This is a genomic window from Streptomyces sp. NPDC057617 (genome assembly GCF_042800555.1).
Classification (GTDB): domain Bacteria; phylum Actinomycetota; class Actinomycetes; order Streptomycetales; family Streptomycetaceae; genus Streptomyces.
The window spans coordinates 143,980-165,817 of sequence record NZ_JBHVGV010000001.1; the positions used below are offsets into that span (position 1 = coordinate 143,980).

General features: G+C 69.7%; 19 protein-coding genes. 10 read left to right on the plus strand and 9 right to left on the minus strand.

Annotation, left to right across the window (positions count from 1 at the left end):
• Both ACFU9P_RS00665 and ACFU9P_RS00670 read left to right on the plus strand, forming a co-directional pair.
• On the plus strand, positions 1-1,086 hold the full coding sequence (locus tag ACFU9P_RS00665; RefSeq protein WP_384076694.1) for a cupin domain-containing protein: 1,086 nt from the start codon (positions 1-3) through the stop codon (positions 1,084-1,086).
• Positions 1,087-1,138: 52 nt separating this feature from the next.
• Positions 1,139-2,038: an AAA family ATPase gene (locus tag ACFU9P_RS00670; RefSeq protein ID WP_384076696.1), complete on the plus strand. Its 900-nt coding sequence runs from the start codon at positions 1,139-1,141 to the stop codon at positions 2,036-2,038.
• Positions 2,039-2,151: 113 nt separating this feature from the next.
• Here ACFU9P_RS00670 and ACFU9P_RS00675 read toward each other — a convergent pair whose 3' ends face one another.
• Together ACFU9P_RS00675 and ACFU9P_RS00680 are read right to left on the minus strand one after the other, a co-directional pair.
• Positions 2,152-3,153, minus strand: a complete 1,002-nt coding sequence (locus ACFU9P_RS00675; RefSeq protein WP_384076699.1) for a cupin domain-containing protein — start codon at positions 3,151-3,153, stop codon at positions 2,152-2,154.
• Positions 3,154-3,315: 162 nt separating this feature from the next.
• Positions 3,316-4,131, minus strand: coding sequence for a FadR/GntR family transcriptional regulator (locus tag ACFU9P_RS00680; protein ID WP_384076702.1), 816 nt, complete (start codon positions 4,129-4,131; stop codon positions 3,316-3,318).
• Positions 4,132-4,232: 101 nt separating this feature from the next.
• Between ACFU9P_RS00680 and ACFU9P_RS00685 the strand changes: the two genes are divergently transcribed.
• Complete coding sequence (locus tag ACFU9P_RS00685) at positions 4,233-5,030, plus strand: class II aldolase/adducin family protein (RefSeq protein ID WP_384076705.1); 798 nt, start codon at positions 4,233-4,235, stop codon at positions 5,028-5,030.
• A 6-nt stretch (positions 5,031-5,036) separates the two neighbouring features.
• Here ACFU9P_RS00685 and ACFU9P_RS00690 read toward each other — a convergent pair whose 3' ends face one another.
• Together ACFU9P_RS00690 and ACFU9P_RS00695 are read right to left on the minus strand one after the other, a co-directional pair.
• Complete coding sequence (locus ACFU9P_RS00690; protein WP_384076708.1) at positions 5,037-5,534, minus strand: GNAT family N-acetyltransferase; 498 nt, start codon at positions 5,532-5,534, stop codon at positions 5,037-5,039.
• Positions 5,535-5,571: 37 nt separating this feature from the next.
• Entirely contained in the window at positions 5,572-7,188 is a 1,617-nt protein-coding gene (locus ACFU9P_RS00695; RefSeq protein ID WP_384076710.1) for a hypothetical protein, read from the minus strand.
• Between the two features lie 635 nt (positions 7,189-7,823).
• Between ACFU9P_RS00695 and ACFU9P_RS00700 the strand changes: the two genes are divergently transcribed.
• From ACFU9P_RS00700 to ACFU9P_RS00720, 5 genes are all read left to right on the plus strand, one after another.
• Positions 7,824-8,783 carry a hypothetical protein gene (locus tag ACFU9P_RS00700; protein ID WP_384076713.1) on the plus strand — a complete coding sequence of 320 codons (960 nt, stop codon included), beginning with the start codon at positions 7,824-7,826 and terminating at the stop codon, positions 8,781-8,783.
• A 243-nt stretch (positions 8,784-9,026) separates the two neighbouring features.
• Entirely contained in the window at positions 9,027-9,995 is a 969-nt protein-coding gene (locus tag ACFU9P_RS00705) for a sugar phosphate isomerase/epimerase family protein (RefSeq protein WP_376385563.1), read from the plus strand.
• Between the two features lie 127 nt (positions 9,996-10,122).
• The gene (locus tag ACFU9P_RS00710; protein ID WP_384076716.1) at positions 10,123-13,422 is read left to right on the plus strand and encodes a PQQ-dependent sugar dehydrogenase; all 3,300 of its coding nucleotides are present in this window, start codon (positions 10,123-10,125) and stop codon (positions 13,420-13,422) included.
• 219 nt (positions 13,423-13,641) lie between these two features.
• The gene (locus tag ACFU9P_RS00715; RefSeq protein WP_046494922.1) at positions 13,642-14,781 is read left to right on the plus strand and encodes an ROK family protein; all 1,140 of its coding nucleotides are present in this window, start codon (positions 13,642-13,644) and stop codon (positions 14,779-14,781) included.
• 75 nt (positions 14,782-14,856) lie between these two features.
• Positions 14,857-15,261, plus strand: coding sequence for a VOC family protein (locus tag ACFU9P_RS00720; protein ID WP_376385559.1), 405 nt, complete (start codon positions 14,857-14,859; stop codon positions 15,259-15,261).
• Between the two features lie 87 nt (positions 15,262-15,348).
• Here the strand turns inward: ACFU9P_RS00720 and ACFU9P_RS00725 are convergent, their stop codons facing one another.
• From ACFU9P_RS00725 to ACFU9P_RS00735, 3 genes are all read right to left on the minus strand, one after another.
• A complete protein-coding gene (locus ACFU9P_RS00725; RefSeq protein ID WP_384076720.1) occupies positions 15,349-17,445 on the minus strand; it encodes a glycosyl hydrolase family 28-related protein in 2,097 nt (698 codons plus the stop codon).
• A gap of 403 nt (positions 17,446-17,848) precedes the next feature.
• Positions 17,849-18,070 (minus strand): hypothetical protein, encoded by a 222-nt coding sequence (locus ACFU9P_RS00730; RefSeq protein WP_384076723.1) that lies wholly within the window; start codon positions 18,068-18,070, stop codon positions 17,849-17,851.
• A gap of 184 nt (positions 18,071-18,254) precedes the next feature.
• The gene (locus ACFU9P_RS00735) at positions 18,255-18,713 is read right to left on the minus strand and encodes a VOC family protein (RefSeq protein WP_384076726.1); all 459 of its coding nucleotides are present in this window, start codon (positions 18,711-18,713) and stop codon (positions 18,255-18,257) included.
• Positions 18,714-19,077: 364 nt separating this feature from the next.
• Here ACFU9P_RS00735 and ACFU9P_RS00740 point away from each other — a divergent pair, with 364 nt between their 5' ends.
• The gene (locus ACFU9P_RS00740) at positions 19,078-20,103 is read left to right on the plus strand and encodes an MDR family NADP-dependent oxidoreductase (RefSeq protein ID WP_384076729.1); all 1,026 of its coding nucleotides are present in this window, start codon (positions 19,078-19,080) and stop codon (positions 20,101-20,103) included.
• A 59-nt stretch (positions 20,104-20,162) separates the two neighbouring features.
• Complete coding sequence (locus ACFU9P_RS00745) at positions 20,163-20,582, plus strand: MerR family transcriptional regulator (RefSeq protein ID WP_376385549.1); 420 nt, start codon at positions 20,163-20,165, stop codon at positions 20,580-20,582.
• A gap of 8 nt (positions 20,583-20,590) precedes the next feature.
• On the opposite strand, the gene ACFU9P_RS00750 is transcribed toward ACFU9P_RS00745, so the two are convergent.
• Positions 20,591-21,211 (minus strand): DinB family protein, encoded by a 621-nt coding sequence (locus ACFU9P_RS00750; protein WP_384076733.1) that lies wholly within the window; start codon positions 21,209-21,211, stop codon positions 20,591-20,593.
• Between the two features lie 67 nt (positions 21,212-21,278).
• Positions 21,279-21,836, minus strand: coding sequence for a telomere-protecting terminal protein Tpg (gene tpg / locus ACFU9P_RS00755; protein ID WP_384076734.1), 558 nt, complete (start codon positions 21,834-21,836; stop codon positions 21,279-21,281).
• Positions 21,837-21,838 lie beyond the last annotated feature (2 nt).

Sequence of the window (21,838 nt, forward strand, 5' to 3'; positions counted from 1 at the left end):
ATGAGTACGCACACCACGACCGAAACCACCCACTACCACGTACAGAAACGCCGCCGCGCCCAGTTCATCGAGGACTGGCGCAAGAACCACCGGACCGTGGTCGCACACGAGGACGTCGAGACACATCCCACCGCGCGCGGCAGCCGGGTGGGGGTGTACGTCGGCGCCGACGGCGACCGGCCGACCCGCACCATGGACGCCCTGGTCCATGAACTCGATCCGGGGACGACCACCACAACACACCGGCACTCGTGGGACGCCATGGTGTTCATGGTGGCCGGGTACGGCTGGTCCGAGATCGACGGGGAACGGATCGAGTGGGGGCCGGGCGACTCGCTGCACTTCCCGGCCTGGTCCTGGCATCGCAGCGGCAATGCCGCTGATTCCGACGACGACACCGCTGCCACCGCGCGCTATCTGACGTTCTCCAGCGAACCGCTCCTGGAGACGATGGGGATGGCCGTCATCGAGGACGCGGGACACACTCCCTGGGACGAACTCCCGCCGCGCCCGCCGTACTCCGAGGGACACGACGGGGCCGATCCGTACGCCGCGCGGCTGCGCCGGCTCGCCCGCGACCAGGGGGCCCGCCGCTCAGGACGGCTGCACACGAGCTGGGACGAGCTGGAACTGCGCAACACCCCGCGCGGCACCCGTACCACCTTCCTGCTCGACCGTGCCATCGGCTACCAGGCCTCGGGCATCACCATGGCCATGTTCGAAATCGGTCCGGGCCGTGCCCAGTCGATGCACCGGCACCCGGGCGAGGCCTGGCTGTATGTGGTGGAGGGCTCGGGCGAGAGCTATCTGGGCACCGAGCCGGAGGGCGGCGAGCGGCATCCCTGGAAGAAGGGCGATCTGATCGTCGTCGACCACTTCCTGTGGCACCAGCACATCAACACCGACCCGTCGCGTACGGCGAAGGTGGTGCGCATCCATATGTTCGACAGTCTCCTGGAGACCATGCGGGCGCTGTGCGATCCGCTGGTCCTCTTCGAGGAGCCGCCGGACCACATCCGGGACGCGCAGGCCGGTGACCCGTCGACCATCGAGTGGCCGCCGCTCCAGCGGCCCACCTGGCCATGAGCGGTCAGGCCGCAGACGGTCCCGCGGTGGGCTCGAACGGAAGGTGTACGAGGTGACCGCAGCTCTGCCGCACGGTGTGGCGGGGATCCATGCCCTGCCCGCCGGTCATCACGACGGCCCGTGGGACGCGGTGATCACCGATCCCCGGGTCAAGGAACGGCTGCTCGCGACCGCTGTCCTCGTGCTCCGGCACGGGGCGCGGCTCGCGGGATCCGCCGTGGCCCCGCACGGTCTGATCGTCCTCGCGGGACCGCCGGGCACCGGCAAGTCGACCCTCGCCCAGGGGCTGGCGCAGGCCGCCGCGCGGACGCTTGCGCCGCACGGCGCGACCACCCTGGTCGAGGTCGATCCGCACGCCTTCCCCAGCGAGATGCTGGGCGAGAGCCAGCGCTCGGTGTCCCGGCTCTTCCGGGAGACCCTGCCGGAACTGGCCGCGCGCCGTCCGCACACCCTGGTCCTCGTGGACGAGGTCGAGGCACTGGCGGTGCGCCGGCAGGCCGCCTCGTTCGACACCAATCCCGTCGATGTCCACCGGGCGACCGATGCCGTGCTCAGCGGGCTGGACGCGCTGCGCGCCGAGCGTCCCGGCACCCTGCTGGTGGTCACGACGAACTTCGCCGAGGCGGTCGACGACGCGTTTCTCTCGCGCGCCGACCTGGTCGTACGGACCGCGCTGCCGGACGAGTCCGTGATCCCGCTGATCGTGGCGGACTCGCTGCGCGAACTGGCTGCGCAGTGGCCCGCGTTGGGGCCGCTGGCCGAGGACACCGCGGTGCACCGGCGCGTGGGAAAGCTGCTCACCGGTCTGGACGGGCGGCGGATACGCAAGACGGTGCACGGCGCCCTCGCCCTGCGGCTGGAGACCGCGCGTGAACCGTCCCTGCTGGGGGCGGACGATCTGATCGCGGCGGCGGAGGAGAGCGCGGCCGGCGGGCCCTGGGCCGGAGTGTGAGCCTTGGGCCGGAGTGTGAGACGTACGGTCAGTGTGAACGTACGGCGAGCGTACGGCGAGGCCGCGTCCCCGGTCGGGGGACGCGGCCTCGTGCGTAGCGGGCGTTTCCGCCTTTACCGCGCGCTGTACTCGGGAGCGTCCTCCAGGAAGTGGACGTTGTCGTAACCGAGGTGCTTGAACACACGGTTCTGCGAGGAGAAGAGGCGCAGCGGTGTGCCGTCGGCGGCGAAGAGCTGGCAGATGTGGTTCTGCGGTACGTAGAGGGTGTCGCCCTGGGTGATCTCGTACCGGGTGGGCTCCAGGGCGATCCGCGCGTAGTACTTCTCGGCGATCTCGGCCTCGACCTCCCACTGGAGCGCGTAGCCGCCGCCTTCGAGGACGTAGTAGACCTCGTCGGCCATCTTCCAGTACTTGCCAGAGCGGCTGCCCGCGGGGATGTCGAGTTCGAAGGCGTCGACGGAGAAGATCCGGGCGTCGGTGCGCTCCGGGGAGGACATCACCCGGACCCGGCCGAGCGGGGTGTTCTCCCACTTGGTGTCCGCCGGGCTGATGACCTTCTTGCGGTCCAGGACGCCCGGGGTCCAGATGCTGGACCAGTCCTCGCGGGGCCCGAACTCGGCCTCGCGCTTCACCGGGCCGCTGCGGCCCTGCTGCCACAGGCCCATGAACATCCAGGTGCTCTTGGCCTTGACGACGAGTGCGGTGGCCGTCTCGCCGTACGGATTGAAGTGGCGGTGGACGGAGTCGGTGTGGACGAAGACTAGGTCGTCCTTGGCCCAGTCGTAGCGCTGGTCGTCGTGGATCTCGTAACCGCGCCCGCGCAGGATGTAGAAGGCCGCCTCGTTCTGGTGGCCGTGTCCGTGATTGCTGGACTCGGGCGGGAGTTCCACGAAGTGGACCTGGATCGTCTGGGTGAGGAAGTCCTCGTCACCGGGGCCGACACGCCACCAGGTGCGGGACTGCTCGCTGTCGCCGGAGTGGCCGACCTTGGCGTCGTCGACGACCACCGAGTCGTCGCGCACCCTGTCCACCGCGAGCTGCTGCCGGCGGAATTCGTCGAGACCGTAGGTCTCGGACGTCAGGCCGCGGACGAAGACGCGCCCTTTCGCTCCCATGGGTCCTCCTGTGCTGTGCGGGCATAGTGGTGCGGCATCTACAGTTCGGTTCAGTGGTCTAACCATAATACCTGCGAGTGTCACCCGTCACCCCTTGGAAGCACACAGAAAGGCGCCCCATGACGGGGAACCGTCATGGGGCGCCGGCGGGGCTCGGCGGTGTCAGTTCGCGACCGGACCGCCTTCCGCGTGCTCGCCGTGCTCATCCTTGACGCGGGACGCCGTCCGCTGGAGGTGGGCGTTCATGGTCGCGGTCGCGGCGTCGAGGTCGCGTGCGGCGACGGCTTCGACGAAGTCCCGGTGTTCCTTCGAGCCGAGCAGGCCCATCTGCGGCTCGACGGTCTGGGCCTGCCGCAGGCTCATCAGCAGGGGGCCGTGGAAGGACTCGACCAGCATCTTGATCGCTGCGTTGTGCGTGCAGGCCGCGACGCGGGTGTGGAAGTCCGCGGACAGTTCCATGGTGTACTCGCCGCGCTCCAACGCCTCGGCGTGCTCGTCGCACATCGCCCGCAGGGCGTCCAGGTCCTCCTGTGTCGCCCGTTCGACGATCAGCGGGACGATGCCCAGCTCGACGACGAGCCGCGCCTCGGTGACCTCGGCGGCGGTGAGCGGCGACAGGGACAGCAGGGTGGCGAGACCCTCTCCCACCTGGCGCGCGTCGGGCGTGGTGACGAAGGCGCCGCCGCGGGCACCGACCCGGATCTCCACGAGTCCGCTCGCCTCAAGGATGCGCAGCGCTTCACGTACGGTCACCCGGCTGACCCCGAAGTGCACGCACAGCTCGCGCTCACTGGGCAGCCGGTCGCCGGGTTTGAGCCGCTCCTCCTTCAGCAGAAGCCGGATCTGATCGACGATGACCTGCGAGACACGGCTGGAGGAAACGGTCTTGAACAGCTCTTCGGGCACGGGAAGTCGCCCGGCAGGCGTCTCGCCACCGGTCTGCGCTGCCGGAGGCTGGCTCCTGGGTCGGGTTGGCATGCGCACAGTGTCCCATGGCGGGACGCTCGATTGACGGCCCTCAGACCAATGGTTTAAGGTCATACCAAAATACCAGCGAGATGGCCGCGGGAGGGCGCCCGATGACCGACCGTGTGCCCGGCGGCGAGGCGCCGCGCGACGAGCACGGGTACGAGGCGCTGCGCGAGCGGGTGGCCGTGGCATGCCGGGTGCTGGCCGTCACGGGCCTGGTCGAGCACATCCTGGGCCATGTCAGCGCGCGCGTGGGTGCGGAGAGGCTGCTGGTACGGGGACGGGGGCCCCGGGAGCGCGGGCTGGCCTTCACCGTCGTCGACGATGTCCAGGAGGTGGACCTCGACGGCCGTCGTACGGTCGACAGCAGCGCCGACGGATGGGCGCCGCCCAACGAACTGCCCCTCCACACCGAGATCCTGCGGGCGCGGCCGGATGTCACCGCGGTCGTGCACGCGCATCCGCCGGCGGTCGTCGCCGCTTCGGTCGCCGGGCTCCCCTGGCTCCCGCTGGTCGGCTCGTACGACATCCCCGCCGCCCGCCTCGCCCGTGACGGCATCCCGGTCTGGCCCCGCTCGGCCCTGATCCGCCGCCGCGACCTGGCCGCGCCGATGACCGCCGCGCTCGGCGACCGCCCGGTGGTGGTGCTCAGGGGGCACGGTCTGGTGACCGTGGGCACCGGCGCCCCCGCCGACGCCGTGGCCACCGCCGTCACCCTGGCCCTGGCGGTGAACTCCCTGGCGAAGACGACCCTGTCCGTGGCCGCCACCGGTGCCCCTCTCCACCCGGTCAGCGACGAGGACCTGGCCGAACTCCCCGACCTGGGCCCCTCGTTCACCACCACAACAATGTGGCACCACCTGCAAGCCCGAGCCACCCACGAGGGCCCTCGTACCCCACTGCGCTGACCGCCGTCAGGACACCTCGGACGTGCTCGTCCCGCCCTCGGACCCGTCTCCGGCCGGATGGCCGTGTTCGATGTAGCGGCGGAATCCCTGTGCCAGGGGCCGGAATCCGCATGACGCGTAGAAGGCATGGACGTACTCGTCGTCCGCCGCAAGCAGTTGTGCCTTGTAGCAGCCGGTGGCGCGGCCCAGTTCGACAGCGGCGTCCATCAGATGTCTTCCGACGCCATGGCGGCGGAACGCGTCGGCGACCACCACATTCTCGACCAGAAGGATCGACCGGCCGCCCCGGGTGAGGTTGGGGAGGACCGTGCAGTCGGCGGTGCCGACGATCCCGCCGCCATGGGCGGCCACCAGCACCGTTCGGCCCCGCTGCTCGGCGATGGCCGTCCATATCGCCTTCGCGGACCCGTCCGGCAGCGGTGTGTCGTCCGGGTTCAGCTCGCCGTAGAGAGCCAGCAGCGAGGAGAGGTCGGCTTCGACGGCCGGACGTACGGTGATCTCCACCCGTCGAAGCATAGAGCGCCCGCGGTGTGACGGGGGCTCAGGCGGTGATGGGTTTGGTCTGGGTGCAGTTCTTCCATTCGACCCAGGGGCGGGTGCCGCCGCTTGTGGGGCCCGTGGCGTAGGTCGGATTGCCGGTGATGGTCTGTTCCTTGTGTTCGTGGGTGATGTCGATGCCGAACAGCTTGAAACCCACGGTGACCTGCCCGGCGGAGATACCGAAGCCGATGCCGAGTGAGGCGTTCCACCAGTCGGTGTTGGCCTTGTAGTCCAGCTTGGAGAGCTTGCCCTTGTCGTGGAGCAACCGCTCCAGCGGACCCGCGTCCGCGCCCGGCGCCTCCGCGGCGTCCGACGGCGTCGGCAGCGCGTCACTGGCCGGGAAGTCACCGCGCCCGCGCAGCCAGTCCTCCACCAGCGTGCTGTCCGCGTCGTTGTCGAGGACCAGCTCGGCGGACTCGGTATGGATCTCCGACTCGATCTCCCCGCCGCCCCCGCCGACATCGATGGTGACGGGCCCCGCGTTGGCCCCGGCCCCGACATTGATCCCGGGCCCGTCCCCGGACTCCTGACTGGTCGTGATCACCAGCTTCTGCGGACGGTGCGGCCGGCCGTTCTTCTCCTCCTCGTCGTACATGGCCGCGTCATAGGTGACCGCCACCTGCTGCATCCGCGTGCCCGTGGCCTGGCCGACCTCGCCGGCCTTGCCGCTCACCGAGAAGGTGTAGACGAAGGTGATCTTCCCCGCGTCCGGTCCCGTCTTGTTCCGCAGGACCACCACGTCCTCGGTCATCGAGCCCGAGAACGTCTCGCCGGAGATGCTGCCGAGATCCTTCGGCTTGCCGTCCTTGCCGCCCTCCCCGCTGCCCTTCTTGAACGACTTGCCGAAGCTCACCCCGCCCGACACCTCGGTACTCGTCTTGGTGATGTCGACGTCCGGCGCCCGCTCCGGTTCGAGGTCGGGCTTCTTCTTGCCCGCGTGGTAGCCGCAGATCATTCCGAGTTCGGAGGAACGGGGGCCCGCCGGACGGCTGTTGCAGTCGTCCATGGCCTTGAGGTACTCGGCGAACTGCTTGGCGTCCTCCAGATTGGCCTCCAGGTCCGCCTGGGGGTTGTCGCTCTTGTTCCCGTTGAACAGCCACTGGCCGCCGCTGCCGCTGCCCGCCACATAGGAACCGCTCAGCGAGGCGCTGCCGCCCCAGTCCTTCAGCCCCGGGATGCCCGCGGAGATGCTCGCCGTGACCCCGGCCCCGGATTCCGTCACCCGCTCCAGCGTGACCGTACCGTCCGACCACTGCTGGAGCTTCACGGTCTCCGAGCTGCTGATCTTGATGAACAGGATCTGGATGACCACGGTGTCCTTGGTCTGATCCTGCGACAGCAGACACTTCGCAGGCTGGAACGGATCGCCGGGCGGTACGGCGGGATCCTCACCGTCGCCCCCGCCGCCGTCGTCCCCGCCACCACCGCCGCCCTCGTTGCCCGAATCGCACCCGGAGTCGCCGTCGGCGGCATGAACGATCCGGCAGACCGCGTCCTTCAGCCCCACCGCCTCGTCCTCGGGCACCGTCAGCCCCACGATCGCCGCGACGATCAGCGCGACCACCCCGGCCACGGCGACGTACTCGACCCCGCCCTGCCCCCGGTCCCGACGCGCCATCGCGGTCGTACTGGCATGCGCATGCCAACGAGCTATGTCCCCGGCACTCTCCACCATCCGCCCCTCACCCAACGTCGTAAACGTCCCCCGAACGCAGAGCAGCGTAAGAACAACCCGAGCCCCAACAGCAGGGTCCGCAGGCCCAGTCCAGGACCCATGGCAGGGCCCAGACAGGGGCCCAAATCGCTCCAGGCCGTGATACGGGCACGCCGCGTGCCCGTATCCGCCAGCTTTTTACCCGGGCGGCCTATCTTTTGACGGATCATGAGAAAGTTCCGGAGTTTTCATCCGAACCTCTGGACAGCCCCCACGCACCGCCCTAATGTCTCGGCCCAACCAGGCAAGTGTTTCGTCGCGGTAACACCCACACCGCTCAACCGCACCACGACCGACCGGCGCTCCCACGAGCGCCGTACAGCACCTCTGTCTCAGTTCGTCCGTTCGTCTCTGTCTTTGTTCGTCTCCCCCCACGGTCGGGCCCCGCCCGTCCCTAGGCGCTGCGCGTCCGCCGTCGCGACGGCCGCACGCTCGCGCACTGTGCAGGACCTCGTCGGCACACGCCGACGAACGTCGTCATACGGGGTATCGGACCGCGCCGACCCGCGCGGTCGTGACCGCAGCAGAAGGGAAGCGATATGAAGATCCGCACGTTCGTCGCCACGGCCTCGTTGGTGGCCTCCGGAAGTCTTGTCGCGTTCGCGGGATCCGCGCAGGCGGCCCTCTACACCACCTGCGTGGGTGACGGCGGAGCCGTCACCGTCGGCGGCGATCTGGTCGTACCGGCCGGGCAGTCCTGCACGCTGACGGGTACGAAGGTCAAGGGCACCGTGACGGTGCAGGCCGGGGCCGACCTCGTCGCCTCCGGCGCCACCCTCAACGGAGGGGTCAGCGTGGGCGAGAACGCCTATGTCGATCTCACCGACACCTCGGTGAAGGGCGCGCTGACCGCGCAGGGCGCCTTCGGCACCCACCTCCAGGGCACCACCGTCAAGGGCGCGATCAGCGCCAACCAGGGCTTCCTGTACGCCGTCGACTCGACGCTCGACGGCAGTGTCAGAGCCCAGGCCGGTGAACTGTACGTCTCCGGCAGCACCGTGGACGGCAGCCTGACCGGCGAGGCGAACCAGTACTCCGACGTCTACGACAGCACCGTCGACGGAAAGCTGACCGTGAACGGCAACGCGCTCGGCGGGGTCCTGTGCGCCAGCGAGGTGTACGGCGACACCGTATACAACGCGAACTCCGACACGCTCCAGCTCGGTGGCGAGGGGCTGCTCGGCTCCTGCTCGGGCGCCACGTATCTGGACGGGAACCTGTCGGTCACCGACAACACCGCGACCGCCGTACTGGACAACGCGATCGTCCGGGGCAAGCTGACGGCCACGGGCAACTCCCCGGTGCTCCAGGTCGGTGAACTGGCCCGGATCCGCGGTGGCATAACCGGCGAGACCACCGCCGCCGGTGCCGCTCCGGCCGCCGCGCGCTCCGCCAAGGCGGCGCCGCAGGACCGCGGGAACGGCCTCGCCGAGAAGGCCGCGGAGCGGGCCGCCGAGGCCAGGGCCGAGGCCAAGGCCGCGGGCGCGACCCGCCTGTAACCAGCGGCACCGGCCAACGCGGCAGCCACGCAGGGCCATTGGCCCTGCAAGGCACCCCGCGGCCACGGCCGCAGCGCGGTACCCGCCGACGGGCCACCGGCCCCGGCGCGCCGCCACCGCAGCACCGCCCCACCGCCACGCACCCTCAGCACGCCTCGATCGGCCATCACCGACCGAGCGGCGTGGCACCGGCGGCGCAGCGCCCCGAACGTTCTCAGCTTCTTTTCTCCCTCAGGAGTGGCCATGGGCCATCTGCACAAGTCCTTCGACCGCAGGGACTTCCTGCGCGCCACCGTCGGCACCACCGTGGCGCTCGCCGCCGCATCGGTCACCGGGGCGACGGCGGCGACCGCCTCCGCCGCGACCCGCGGCCTGTCCATCCCCAAGGACCGCATCGGCATCCAGCTCTACAGCATCCGCGACAAGGTCAGCGCGCTCGGCTTCGCCGTCGTGCTGCCTGAGCTGGCCCGTATCGGTTACAAGGAGATCGAGTTCGCCGGATACACCCAGAACACCTCCATCCTGGGCCGGCAGATCACCCTCCCCGAGATCCGGCGGCTCCTCGACGACAACGGGCTGCGCGCGGTCGGCAGCCATGTCGGCATCGGCAATCTGCGCAACAACATCCAGGCCGAACTCGACGCCGCCCAGATCCTCGGCATGCCGCATGTCGGGACCGCCAACGCCCCGTCGAACGTGAACACGGTCGCGGGCTATCTCGCCGCCGCCGAGGAGTTCAACACCTGGGGCGCGGCGGCGACCGCCCGCGGTCTCAAGCTCTACCAGCACAACCACGCGGGCGAGTTCGCCTTCGCCACCGACCAGCCGTCGGTGCGGCTGTACGACGTGTTCCTCAGGAACACCGATCCGCGCCATGTCTATCTGGAGATGGACGTCTACTGGGCGTATGTCGGCCAGCACCGCTGGCCCGGCTTCGACCCGGCCGCGTATGTGCGCAACCAGCCGTACCGCTACCCGCTGTTCCACATGAAGGACGGCGACAGCAATCCGTCGAAGGCGGACGGGTACGACATCGTCGAGTTCGGCGCGGGCGATCTCCCGTACGAGAAGTTCATCCGTGACATCGGTCCCCGCGAGTCCCACATCGGCATCTGGGAGCAGGACACCGCGCCCAACACGCAGCCGAATCCGCCGGGTTCGCTCGGTGCCGCCGAGCGGAGCTTCACGGCGCTGAAGGGTCTGCTCGCCTAGCTCGCACACCGACCGGGCCCGGCCCGCCGGAACCGCCGTACCGGCGTACCGCCGTTGCGGTACGGCCGGACGGGCCGGCCCGGTCGCGCACCCTCCCGCCCGTCAGCGACCAAGGAGACGCATCCCCGTGCACCGTACCCTCAGACGCCTGATCTCGGGTGTCCTGCTCGCGGCGCTGCCCGCGCTCGGCATGGTGGCCGTCGCGCCCGCAGCCCAAGCACACGAAAACCATGAACACGCCCTGGACTGGGCAAACTACGAGAAGGTCACCCTCACCAAGGACACCGGCGAACCGATCGACCTCGCCGTACTGCCCGACAACCGGGTCCTGCACACCGCGCGCAACGGTGATCTCCGACTCACCGATCCGGGCAGCGGTGTGACCAAGGTCGTCAATCACATCGACGTGTACCAGAACTCGGAGATGGGGCTCCAGACCGTCACCCTGGACCCGGACTTCGCCACCAACAAGTGGGTCTACCTCTACTACTCGCCGCCTCTGAACACTCCGGCCGGCTCGGCGCCGCTCCAGTTGCCCGCGGGCGAGACCGACTCGTACTGGGACCGGTGGAAGGGGTACGACACCCTCACCCGCTTCAAGTGGACCGGGGACAAGCTGGACCTGTCCACCGCCCAGGAGATCATCCGGGTCGACTCCAACCGCGGCCAGTGCTGCCATGTCGCCGGAGACGTGGACTTCGACGCGGACGGCAATCTCTATCTCGCCACGGGCGGCAACACACCGGCGTCGGGTCCCAATGTCAACGGCTACACCCCGATCAACGACGCCGCCACCTACAACCCGGGGCTCGACGAGCGCCGTGGTTCCGGCAACACCAATGACCTGCGCGGCAAGATCCTCCGTATCAAGGTCGGGGAGGACGGCTCGTACACCGTCCCGGACGGCAATCTGTTCGCGCCCGGTACGGCGAAGGCGCGGCCCGAGATCTTCGTGATGGGTCTGCGCAATCCCTTCCGGCTGGCGGTGGACCAGGCGACCGGCGCGGTGATGTGGGGCGACTACGGCCCCGACGCGGGCACGGCCGACCCGAACCGCGGGCCGATGGGGTATGTCGAGTGGCAGACCACCACCAAGGCCATGAACAGCGGCTGGCCGTTCTGCACGGGTGACAACACCAAGCCGTACCGTGACTTCGACTTCGCCACCCTCACCCCGGGCCCGGCCTTCGACTGCGCCAAGCCGGTCAACGACTCGCGCTGGAACACCGGTCTGACCGAGCTGCCCCCGGCCGTGCCGGCCACACTGTGGTACGGGGACCGTGACACCGACCAGCCGTGGCCCGAACTGACCGCGTTCCGCGGCCCGGGCGGACCCGGCGGCCAGGCCCCGATGGGCGGTCCGGTCTACCACTACGACGCGGACAACCCGTCCCCGGGCAAGTTCCCGGAGTACTGGGACGGCAAGGCGTTCTTCGGGGAGTTCTCGCAGGACTATGTCGCCGCCCTGACCCTCGCGGGACCGGACGGACCTGTCACCAAGCTGGAGAACGTCCTGCCCAACAGTGAGCGGTCCGAGAACGGCATTCCGCCCTGGGACAACCCCATGGACCTGGAGTTCGGCCCGGACGGCGCGCTCTACGTCCTGGACTACGGCGACGGTTTCTTCCGGCAGAATCCCGACGCGGGCCTCTACCGGATCGACTACGCCGAGGGCAACAAGGCGCCCACCGCGGTCATCAAGGCCGACCGCACCTCCGGCCAGGCACCGCTCGCGGTCTCCTTCGACGCCGGCGCGTCCACCGACCCCGAGGGCGGCGCGCTGACGTATCAGTGGGACCTCGACGGCGACGGCACCTTCGACGCCACCGGTCCCCGGGTCAGCCGTACGTACCCGGACAACGGGCAGTTCCAGGCGCGGCTCAAGGTCACCGACCCGCAGGGCAAGACCGGTCTGTCGAGCCGTCAGATCACGGTCGGCAACACCGCTCCGACGGTCGGGATCACCTCGCCGCCCAACGGCGGATTCTTCAACTGGGGCGACGCCGTGCCGTACGGAGTCGCGGTCGAGGACGTCGAGGACGGCAATACGGCCGACTGCGCCAAGGTCGCCTGGACCTTCGGTCTCGGGCACAACCAGCACGGCCACCCGGTCAACAGCGGTACGGGCTGCTCGGGCGCGGTCGTCACACCGACCGACGCCGGGCACGGTGACACCGAGAATGTCTTCGGTGTGCTCGGTATCACCTACACCGACAAGGGGGCGGGCGGTGTGCCGCCGGCCACCGGCGACGCCCAGGTGGTGCTCAACCCCGCGCTGATGCAGGCCGAGCACTACGACACCGCGGAGGGTGTCACCATCACCGACGACGCCACGGCGTCCGGTCAGCGCACGGTGACCTCCTTCGACGCCGGGGACTGGATCTCGTACGACCCGGTCTCGTTCACCGGTATCACCGGGGTGAAGACCCTCGCCTCGGGCGCCGGCACCCTGTCGCTGCGCTGGAACGCCGCGGACGCGGACCCGTTCGCGACCGTGACCGTACCGGCCGGTGAGGGCCCGAAGACCGTCACCACTCCGCTCCCGGACGCGCCTTCGGGTACCGGGCAGCTCTTTGTCACCAGCACGGGCGGTGTGGATCTGGACGCGCTGACCTTCCAGGGTCCCGGTGTCGCCGACAAGACACCGCCGAAGGTGTCCGCGGCGCTCAACCCGGCGCAGCCCAACGGCAGCGACGGCTGGTACACGAGCAATGTGTCCCTGAGTGTCACGGCCACCGACAACGGTACGGTCAGCAGCCGTCAGTACTCGGTCAACGGCGGTACGACGTGGCTGTCGGCCAACGCGGCCGTCACCCTCTCCACCGAGGGCACCACGACCGTCCTGTACCGGGCGACCGACAGCGGCGGCAATGTCTCGGAGGTCGGCACCCTCACCGTACGGATCGACCGGACCGGTCCCTCGGTGACGGTCGCCGGTGTGGACGCGGATGCCGCCTACGGCGACTCCAAGCAGCCCACGCCGGTGATCACCGCGACCGACGCGGTCTCCGGGGGTGCCACCGCGACCGCCACCCTGGACGGCGCGGCGATCACCTCGGGTCAGCCCGTACAGCTCTGGCGGCTGCCGCTGGGGGCCCATGACCTCACGGTCACGGCCAAGGACAAGGCGGGCAACACCACGGTGAAGACCGTCCGCTTCACCACGACCACGTCCTTCGCCGATCTCGACGCGCTGATCCCCCGGCTCCGTGCCGGGGGCCTCATCACGGCGCAGGGCGAGCAGCGGCTGACGGTCCGGCTCGGCCAGGCGCGCGCGCACGCCGAGGCCGGACGGATCAGCCAGGCGGCCTCGGTGCTGGAGTCGTTCGCGACCTCGGCGGCCGATCCCGCGCTGGTGACCGACGCGGCGGCGAGATCCGCCCTCGCGCGGGACGCCCGGAACGTCAAGGGAGGCCTGACCGACTGACGTGTCCCTACGGCGGTGCCTGACAGCACCGCCGAGAGCACCGTCCGACAGCACTGTCCGAAGCGCTGCCCCCTGTGGTGGGGCAGCGCTTCGGCCAACTTTTAGCAGGATCAGCAAAAGTTCCGTACGATCGGACAGTAAGGGCCGGTGTGACCGCGCCGGCGCCTTTGGGAGTCTGGGGAAGTGGAGCCCGTGAGCGTTCAGTACCGTGTATTGAGCATGCTGCGCGACAACGGCCCACTGTCCCGGGCCCAGTTGTCGGACAGACTGGAGGTGCCGCGCCCGCGGCTCCTCGCCGAGCTCGACCGGATGGTCGCCACCGGCATGGTCCTGGAGGCGGGCCCTGCCGCCTCGCGCGGCGGCCGCCGCTCCACCCTCGTCCAGCTCGACCCGGGCCTGCGGTTCGCGGCCGTCGACCTCGGCGCCAGCTCGATCGACATCGAGATCACCGACGGCGGCCTCGAACCGGTCGCCGCCTACGCGGAGGCCGCCGACATCCGCTCGGGCCCGGTCGCCGTACTGGACCGGGTCAGCGAGATCCTGCACAAGCTGCGCGCCCAGGGCCACTACACCCGTCTCGACGCGATCGGCATCGGTCTGCCGGGACCGGTCAGCTTCCGCAGCGGTGTGCCCGTCTCACCGCCGATCATGGTGGGCTGGAACCGCTATCCCGTACGGGACACCCTCGCCCAGGAACACGGCTGCCCGGTGGTCGTTGACAACGACGTCAATGTGATGGCGCTCGGCGAGGCACACTGCGGGGTCGCCAGGTCCGTCGACCATCTGCTCTTCGTCAAGATCGGAAGTGGGATCGGCTCCGGCATGCAGCACCACGGCCGGATATACCGGGGCGCGGAGGGCTGCGCCGGGGACATCGGCCATATCCAGGTCGAGGCCGACGGACCGGTCTGCTCCTGCGGCAACACGGGCTGTCTGGAAGCGTACTTCGGCGGTGTGGCCCTGGCCCGGGACGCCCTGGAGGCCGCACGCTCCGGACAGTCCCCCGCCCTCGCCGAGCGGCTCGCCGAGCAGGGGACGCTCACGGCCGTCGATGTGGCCGAGTGCGCCACAGGCGGTGACAACGCCTCCGTCAATCTCATCCGGGCCGGCGGACACCGGGTGGGGCAGGTCCTCGCCACGCTGGTCAGCTTCATGAACCCGTCGATGATAGTCATCGGCGGCGGCCTGTCGGGGCTGGGCTATCTCCTGCTCGCCGAGATCCGCAGTGTGGTCTACAAGCGCTCGCTGCCACTGGCCACGGGCAATCTGCCGATCGTCATGTCCGAACTCGGCCCCCGCGCTGGCGTTGTCGGAGCGGCGCTCCTGGCCAGCGAACTCGCGTACGGCGGGCATTCCTGACCGTACGCGGCCCCAGGCTCGGGTGCCCTCTGCGACGGCGAGGCACAGGCACTCGCCACGGTAGACGGTGCGACGGTGAAGAGAAAGGAGACCGGAGCCATGCGGATCAACCGGCTCGACCATCTCGTCCTCACCGTGGCCGACATCGACGCCACGGTCGACTTCTACACACGCGTCCTTGGAATGACACCGGTCGCCTTCGGCGGCGGACGGCGTGCGCTTTCCTTCGGACGTAGCAAGATCAATCTGCATCCGGCGGGCCGGGAGTACGAGCCCAAGGCGCACCGCCCTGCACCGGGCAGCGCGGACCTGTGCCTTGTCGTGGACGAACCCCTCGACCGCATTCGGGAGGAGCTGGCCGCGCACGGTGTGCCGGTGGAGGAGGGACCGGTGGAGCGTACGGGCGCCACGGGAGCGATCGTCAGTGTGTACGTACGCGACCCCGACGGCAATCTGATCGAACTCAGCAACTACCTGTGACTGACGGCTGGTCCGGCCGACCGCCCATGACTCCTGGGGGCGGCCGACCGGACGGGCAGGGTCAGCGACTTGGCGGTCCCGCTGGTGTCACCAAGCGGACGGCGCGGGCGGGGCGACCACGGGTGGGCGGTCGTCGCAGGTGATGGTGTTGGGGAGTTCCCAGGGGGCGAGCCAGGGTCCTGTGGTGCCGCCTCCGTCATTGCCGCCGAGGTCGGTCAGCGAGAACTCCGAGCCCGTGGCCGGGAAGTTGAACGAACCGCAGTTGTTCACACCGACCGCCCCGACATTGCGGGCGTCCACGTTCTCGAAGGACGCCGAGCCCGCGACCCGTGCGCTGACCACCGAGGTGCCCGTACCGTCGACCCTGATGTCCTTGAAGCGGACATTGCTGATCGAGTACAGATCCTTCACCGGCCAGTCGCTGACCAGCATGATGGCGTTGTAGGTGTTGTCGAGGAAGTGGTCGCCGGTCACCTGGATGTCGGCGTCGATGTTCTTCTCCAGGGCGTAGAACCAGATGGCGCCCAGGCCGATGTTCCAGTTCAGCTCGTACGTTCCGGCGCGGACCGTGGTGTTGTCGGCGATCCGCAGATATCCGGTGAACGCCTCGGCACCGAAGCGCGATCCGACCTGGATGGCGCTGCCCTCCCGGATGGGGTCGGCGATCAGGTTGCTGGAGACGGTGTTGTCCTTGCCGCCGTAGATGGCGATGCCGTTGGCGAGGACCGGTGTCTGCACGGTGTTGTGGTCGAAGGTGTTACGGGTGTCGGAGGTCTTCTCGGACCACATGGCGAGGCCGTCGTCGCCCGAGTTTCGGACGAAGTTGTTCGACACGACCGAATCGGTCACGCCCGTATGGAAGTTGAGACCGTCGGCGATCTGGTCGACGATGACATTGTTCGTGATCCGCACATTGGACATCGGACCGTCGAACCACAGCCCCACCTTGGTGTGCCGGATGTGCAGACCGTCGATGGTCGAGTCGCTCATCGCGCCGCCGATACCGTTCACCTGGTCGGTGTCGATGCGCTCACGGACATCGCCCTCGATGGCGAACCCGGAGAGATGCACATTCGTACTGCCGCCGTCCGCCGCGTCCTTGCCGTAGAAGCCGACTCCGGTGTGGACCGAACCGTCGGGGGCCGGGGTGGCGAGGTCGGTCTGGCGTCCCTTGATGATGGTGTACCAGTTGCCGGCGCCCACGATCGTCACGTCGTCGACGATGATGTGACGGTTCACCTGGTAGGTGCCCGGCGGTATGTAGACCTTGAGGTGCTTGCGCTTCGCGAAGGCGATCGCCCGGTCGAGCGCGTCGGCGGAGTCGCGCCGCCCGGACGGGTCGGCACCGAAGGCCAGCACGTTGGCGGCGACGGGCTCGACGTGCGGCAGGCCGACGCGCTCCGAGTCGAGCAGGTCGATGACCGTCCACGCGGCGCGGCTCCCGGCCGGGACCGTCAGCCGTACGGTGTCACCCGCACGGTAGGTCCTGCCGAGGAGCAGGCGCTGCTCGTCGTAGAAGTGGTTCGGCCGGAAAGGCTTGTCGATGACCGGGGCCGGTGTGGTCGCGTCCGGGACGCAGGAGCACTCGGTGATCCACCAGTCCGGGTGCAGCAGACCGGCGTTGGGGTCGTTCGAGAACGGGTACTGGTTGTACAGCCACGCGTACTGCGAGGTGAGGGTCATGGTGGAGCGGTCCCTGCCGTTCACCGTGACATCGAGCGGGGCGGTGATGCCGCCGCCGTCCGGCGCGTCGGGAATGCTGTAGCGCACGGTGATGGCGTTGGCCGCGCTCGGCAGGGTGAACTCGACGTACCGGCCCGGGGTGAGTCGGACGGCTTTCCGTCCCGAGGCCTCGGCGGGCAGGGTGTACGCGGTACGGTCCGGCCCGATGACCGAGCCGTTCGTCGTGGCGTTCTCCGCCTCCTGCTCGACGAAACCGAGGTTCGCGCCCCGGCCCGCGACGAGTGACGGGTCGAGGGCGGCACGGGTCACGACGGCGCCTGACGTACCATCAGTGGCGTTGCGGGCGAGGGCCGTTCCGCCGGCCAGGAGACCGAGACCGGCGGCGGCCGCGGTCAGCGCCGCGACCGCCGCGGCGGCTCTTCGTGCGGGTCTGCCGGGTCTGCGTGGTCTACCGGAGCTGCCGGATCGTCCGATGACGGCTCCTGTGATGCTCCATGACATCGAAAGCTCTCGTTTCTGTCGGGAGGTCGGAAGGGGTGAACGCCTGCGACGCTCGGCGGAGCGGACGCCATGAGGTGAGGCGACATTAGGACCCGCGCGGTTCGATCCACAAGACTCCTGCGAAGTGATTTCACCTCCTTGACGCCGAACTGCGCGCAGACGTCAGATTTTTGCGCCGGAAGCCCTGGTTCATTGCCGGATTTCCCGCACCGTACGACCGGCTCGCGGCAGAAGACGGCCCACCGGGTGAGCCGTCCGTAAGCCCGCTCGTACGCCCCTGCGCCCGCAGGCCCGTAAACAGGGACTGCCGATCCCCGGACAGGACGGAGGGCTGCGAGAAGCTCCAGCTCCTGTCCGTCCTGGGGGACCGGCAGCCGCACAGCAGGCCCGGTTCAACCTCGGGTCAGTCCCAGGTGTAGCCGTCCCCGAACAGCAGGGTGTGCTCCAGTACGTCCTCCATCGGGTCGTCGATCTGGCCCGTGGAGATCAGCGACACATTGGGCCCGTTGTGCGAGTTGGTGTGGGTCTCGTCGGCGGTCGCCGTCCCGGCCGGCAGTCCGGTCGCCATCGCCGTCGCCGTGATCCCGACCGCCCACCGGGAAACCGCCCGCGTCGTGCGCTTCATTTCTGGCTCCTGCCCTTTGTGTTCCGCCGCGTTCTGCCGCGTTCTGCGAGCAGATGAACTTCTCACCCTGCTTATCCGATGGACGGACCGAGAAGTCACGCAAGATCACCGTCAAGAGCAAGAGGTCAGGAGCAAGAGGTGGGGAGAGCCGGTCGCGGTCAGTGCCTCAAGGGCCGTCGGTGCCTCAACTGCCGTCGGCGGGCGGCCTGTCGGCGAAGACGCCTCGCAGCATGCCGGTGGCCTGGCCCACCTCGACCAGATATCCGTCGGGGTCGCGGAGATAGCAGCGGAGTTCCGCCTTGCGGTCGAGCGGTTCGGTCAGGAAGTGCGCGCCCTTCGCGGTGGCCTGCTCGTAGAAGGCCGCCAGATCGGCGACCCGTACGTTCAGGAACGACGACACGGGGTCGCCCGGGGCGGGCGGGGTGAGGACCACATCGGGCTTGTCCGGGGTGGGGCCGCCGCCCGGGTTCATGATGATCCAGCCATTGGCGACCTTCACGATCCCGGGGTTCTCGGGGAGTACCACTTCGCCGCCGAGGATGTCCGCGTAGAAGCGGCACGACACGTGGACGTCACGCACGGTGAGGAAGTGGGTCAGAACCAGCCCTTGCGACGGTGCCGGAAGGTCGTCTCGCTGCGCCATCGCTGTCTCCCTGTGTCTCTCTGCCGGCCGCGTTCTGCCGGCCGCGTACGGAACACACATCGCCCGCAGCGGGGTGCGGCGGGGTTCGTGATCTCTCCCCCACGCCCACTCTGCTGGCACCGGCGCACCCGGGCAACTCAGCGTGCTCCCCGGTTCCGGAGGCGGCCCGGTCCGGCCGCGGCTCCGTACGCCAGCTCCGGCCCCGACTCCGGCTTCGCGCTCCGGCCCGGCCCGGGTCGGGTCGGGTCGGGTCGGGTCGGGTCGGCTTGACCCTGACGTACGAGTCAGGGGTTAGCGTCACGCACACCGGCAGCGGACACACGCGCCGTGACACCGCCCCCGTAACCCGTCCAGGAGCCCGAACATGACCACAGCCCTGCCCGGCACCGCCCGCGAGGTCCGGCTCACCGCCGTCCCCGGGGGACTGCCCACACGCGAACACTTCACCGTCGTCGGGACCCCGCTGCCCGAGCCCGGGACCGGCCAAGTCCTCGTCAGGAACCGGTACTTCCTCGTCTTCCCCGGCCTGCGCACCCTGATCGGCGGTGAGGTCGACGGCGTGCCGCTGCCGCCCCTGCGCAGCGGGGACGCGCTGTTCGGTCCCGCCGTCGGCGAGGTCGTCGCGGCGCCGGCCGACAGCCCGCTCCGTACCGGCGACACCGTCAGCCACCTCCTCGGATGGCGGGAGTACGCGCTGGTCGCCGCCGCCGACTGCACACTCCTGGACGACACACTGCCCGACCCGGTCGCGTATCTGTCGGTGGGATCGGCCGCGTACGGTGCGCTGACCCGGCTCGCCGAAGTCCGCACCGGCGACACCGTCTTCGTCACCGGCGCGGCGGGAGCGGTGGGCTCGCTGGCCGGGCAGATCGCACGGCTGCTGGGCGCCGGTCGGGTGATCGGCAGCACCAGCACGGCGGAGAAGGCCGAGCGGCTGGTCTCCGAGCTGCGTTACGACGCGGTGGTACGGCGGGGCGCCGGGTCCATCGCCGAGCAGCTCGCCGAGGCGGCGCCGGAGGGCATCGACGTCCTGCTGGACAATGTCGCGGGCGAGCAACTGGTCGCGGCGCTCGGCGCGGCCCGGCAGGGGGCACGGTTCGCCCTGGTCGGCGCGCTCTCCGGGCAGTTGGCGGCGGAGCGGGCCGGCGGCAGCGCGCCGGTGGAGATCGACGCGTTCCGTCTGGTCGTGAAGGGCATCTCGCTGCGGGGATATACCGGCGCGGACCATCCCGAGATGGAGAAGGAGTGGACCGGCCGCTTCGGCGCCTGGCTGCGCTCCGGCGAGATCAGCTTCCCCCACACTCGGATCGCGGGCATCGATCGCGCGCCTCAGGCGTTGGAGGAACTGATGGCAGGCCGCCACTTCGGGGCCGTCGTCGTGGAGTTGTAGCCATACGTGTCGTACGCGTCCGATGGTGGAGGCGGACGGGGAGCGGGAGTGGGGGCAGGATGCGGATCGGCGAGGCGGCGGCGGTGACGGGTGCGACGCCCAGGGCGCTACGGTTCTACGAGCAGCGCGGCGTGCTCCCGCCGCCCGCCCGTACCCCCTCCGGCCAGCGCGAATACGGTCCCGTCGAGATCGCGCGCGTACGGGTCATCCGCGAACTGCTGACCCTCGGGCTCACCGTCGAGGACCTGCGGAGCTGCGCCGACCGCCTGGATCTCCTCATCGAGAACCCGCCGACGCGCTGCGGCGGGGTCGAGCCCGGCACCCCCGGCTCGGGAATCGTCGGCCACCGCCTCGCCGTCCTCGACGCGGAAATCGCCCGTCTGACGGCCCTCCGCGAAAACCTCGCGCGCCGCGCCTCCGGAGCGGCACCCGCGTCAGCCGCACCCGCCTCAGCCGCACGCGGGTCCGACGACAACTGACGTCCGGGTCAGGGCCGTTGCGCGCGGTAGAGGTCCCGTATCAGGGCGATCTCGGCGCCGTGGTGGAGGAGTTCCTGGTTCATCCACCAGACAATCTCGATGAACGGATCGTCCGGGTCGCTGCCATGGGGGTAGGTGCTGTATCCCACGGTGTCGAGTGCGGTGTCGTCGACAGTGAGCAGGGCCTGTCGCCATATCGCGGCGCCCTCGTCGAAGGCCGCGATCGCTCCGGCGGCGTCCTCGCTGATCCGGTAGTCGTCCCGGGTCAGGGAGTGGCTGCCGGCGGTGTGGTCGGCGCGCAGGGCCAGCATTTCGCTGAGGTGGGTCAGCCGCCAGGCGATCGTGGTGAACGGCGGCGGTGTGGGGTGCGGGGGAAGCGCGGCGTCCCGCCCCCAGTCGCCGGCCCCGGCCAGCACGGTCGCACCGGGCCCCGGCCCGTCCGAACGCCGCCGCACCGACCAGCAGCCGGGCACCGGCTCCCAGAGGTACTCCTCGTCCGTCATCGGCCCCACCGGGACATCCGTCCCGTTGCCGCTGTCCATGACAGGACCCGCCAGCCGGTCGGCGAGACGCTTGCGTGCGAAGTCGAACTGCGCGAGCAGGGGGATCAGACGGGGCGGTGTGGTCATGACGCTCCTTCCGCGGGGCGGGGCAGCCTTGTGCCGGAGGCCGGGGTCTGTGCCGGACGTCCGGCTCTCAGAAGTCCAGCTCCACGTAGTCGATGTCCGTGAACTCTACGAGCAGGCCGTCCGCGCGGCGGCCGCGGTCCTTGAAGTAGATCTCCTGGAGGCCTTCGGCCGCGATCTCGCGGAGTCGCTGCTCGGACGCACCGGTGGCCCGGGCGTCGAAGAGGCGGGCCGCGTAGGCGGGGGGAAGTGCCTGGGTGATGAGGCGGATCCGGCTGTCGTCGGTGGTGCCGGGGGCCGCGGTGAAGCCGAACCTCGCGCGGGTCTCGATGATGATGCCCCCGGTGTCGGCCGCCCTCTTCTTGGCCCGCTCGCGCACCCGGGGCTGCCATCGTCTGCGTACCTCCGCGGCGAGACGGGCGGCGAGGTCCTTGCGCGGATGCTTGAGCTGGCCCTTGAGGTAGCGCTCCACCGTGCGCTGCGAGACACCGAGCAGCGCGGCGACGGTCCGGGTGGAGCCCTTCTCCTGCTTCACCAGGAAGCGCATCTGTGCCGGCGCGGACTTCGGGGCGGGCCGGGTGACGGTGTTGGCCTCGGCCTTGTCGAGGCTGTCCCCGAGGATTCCCATCG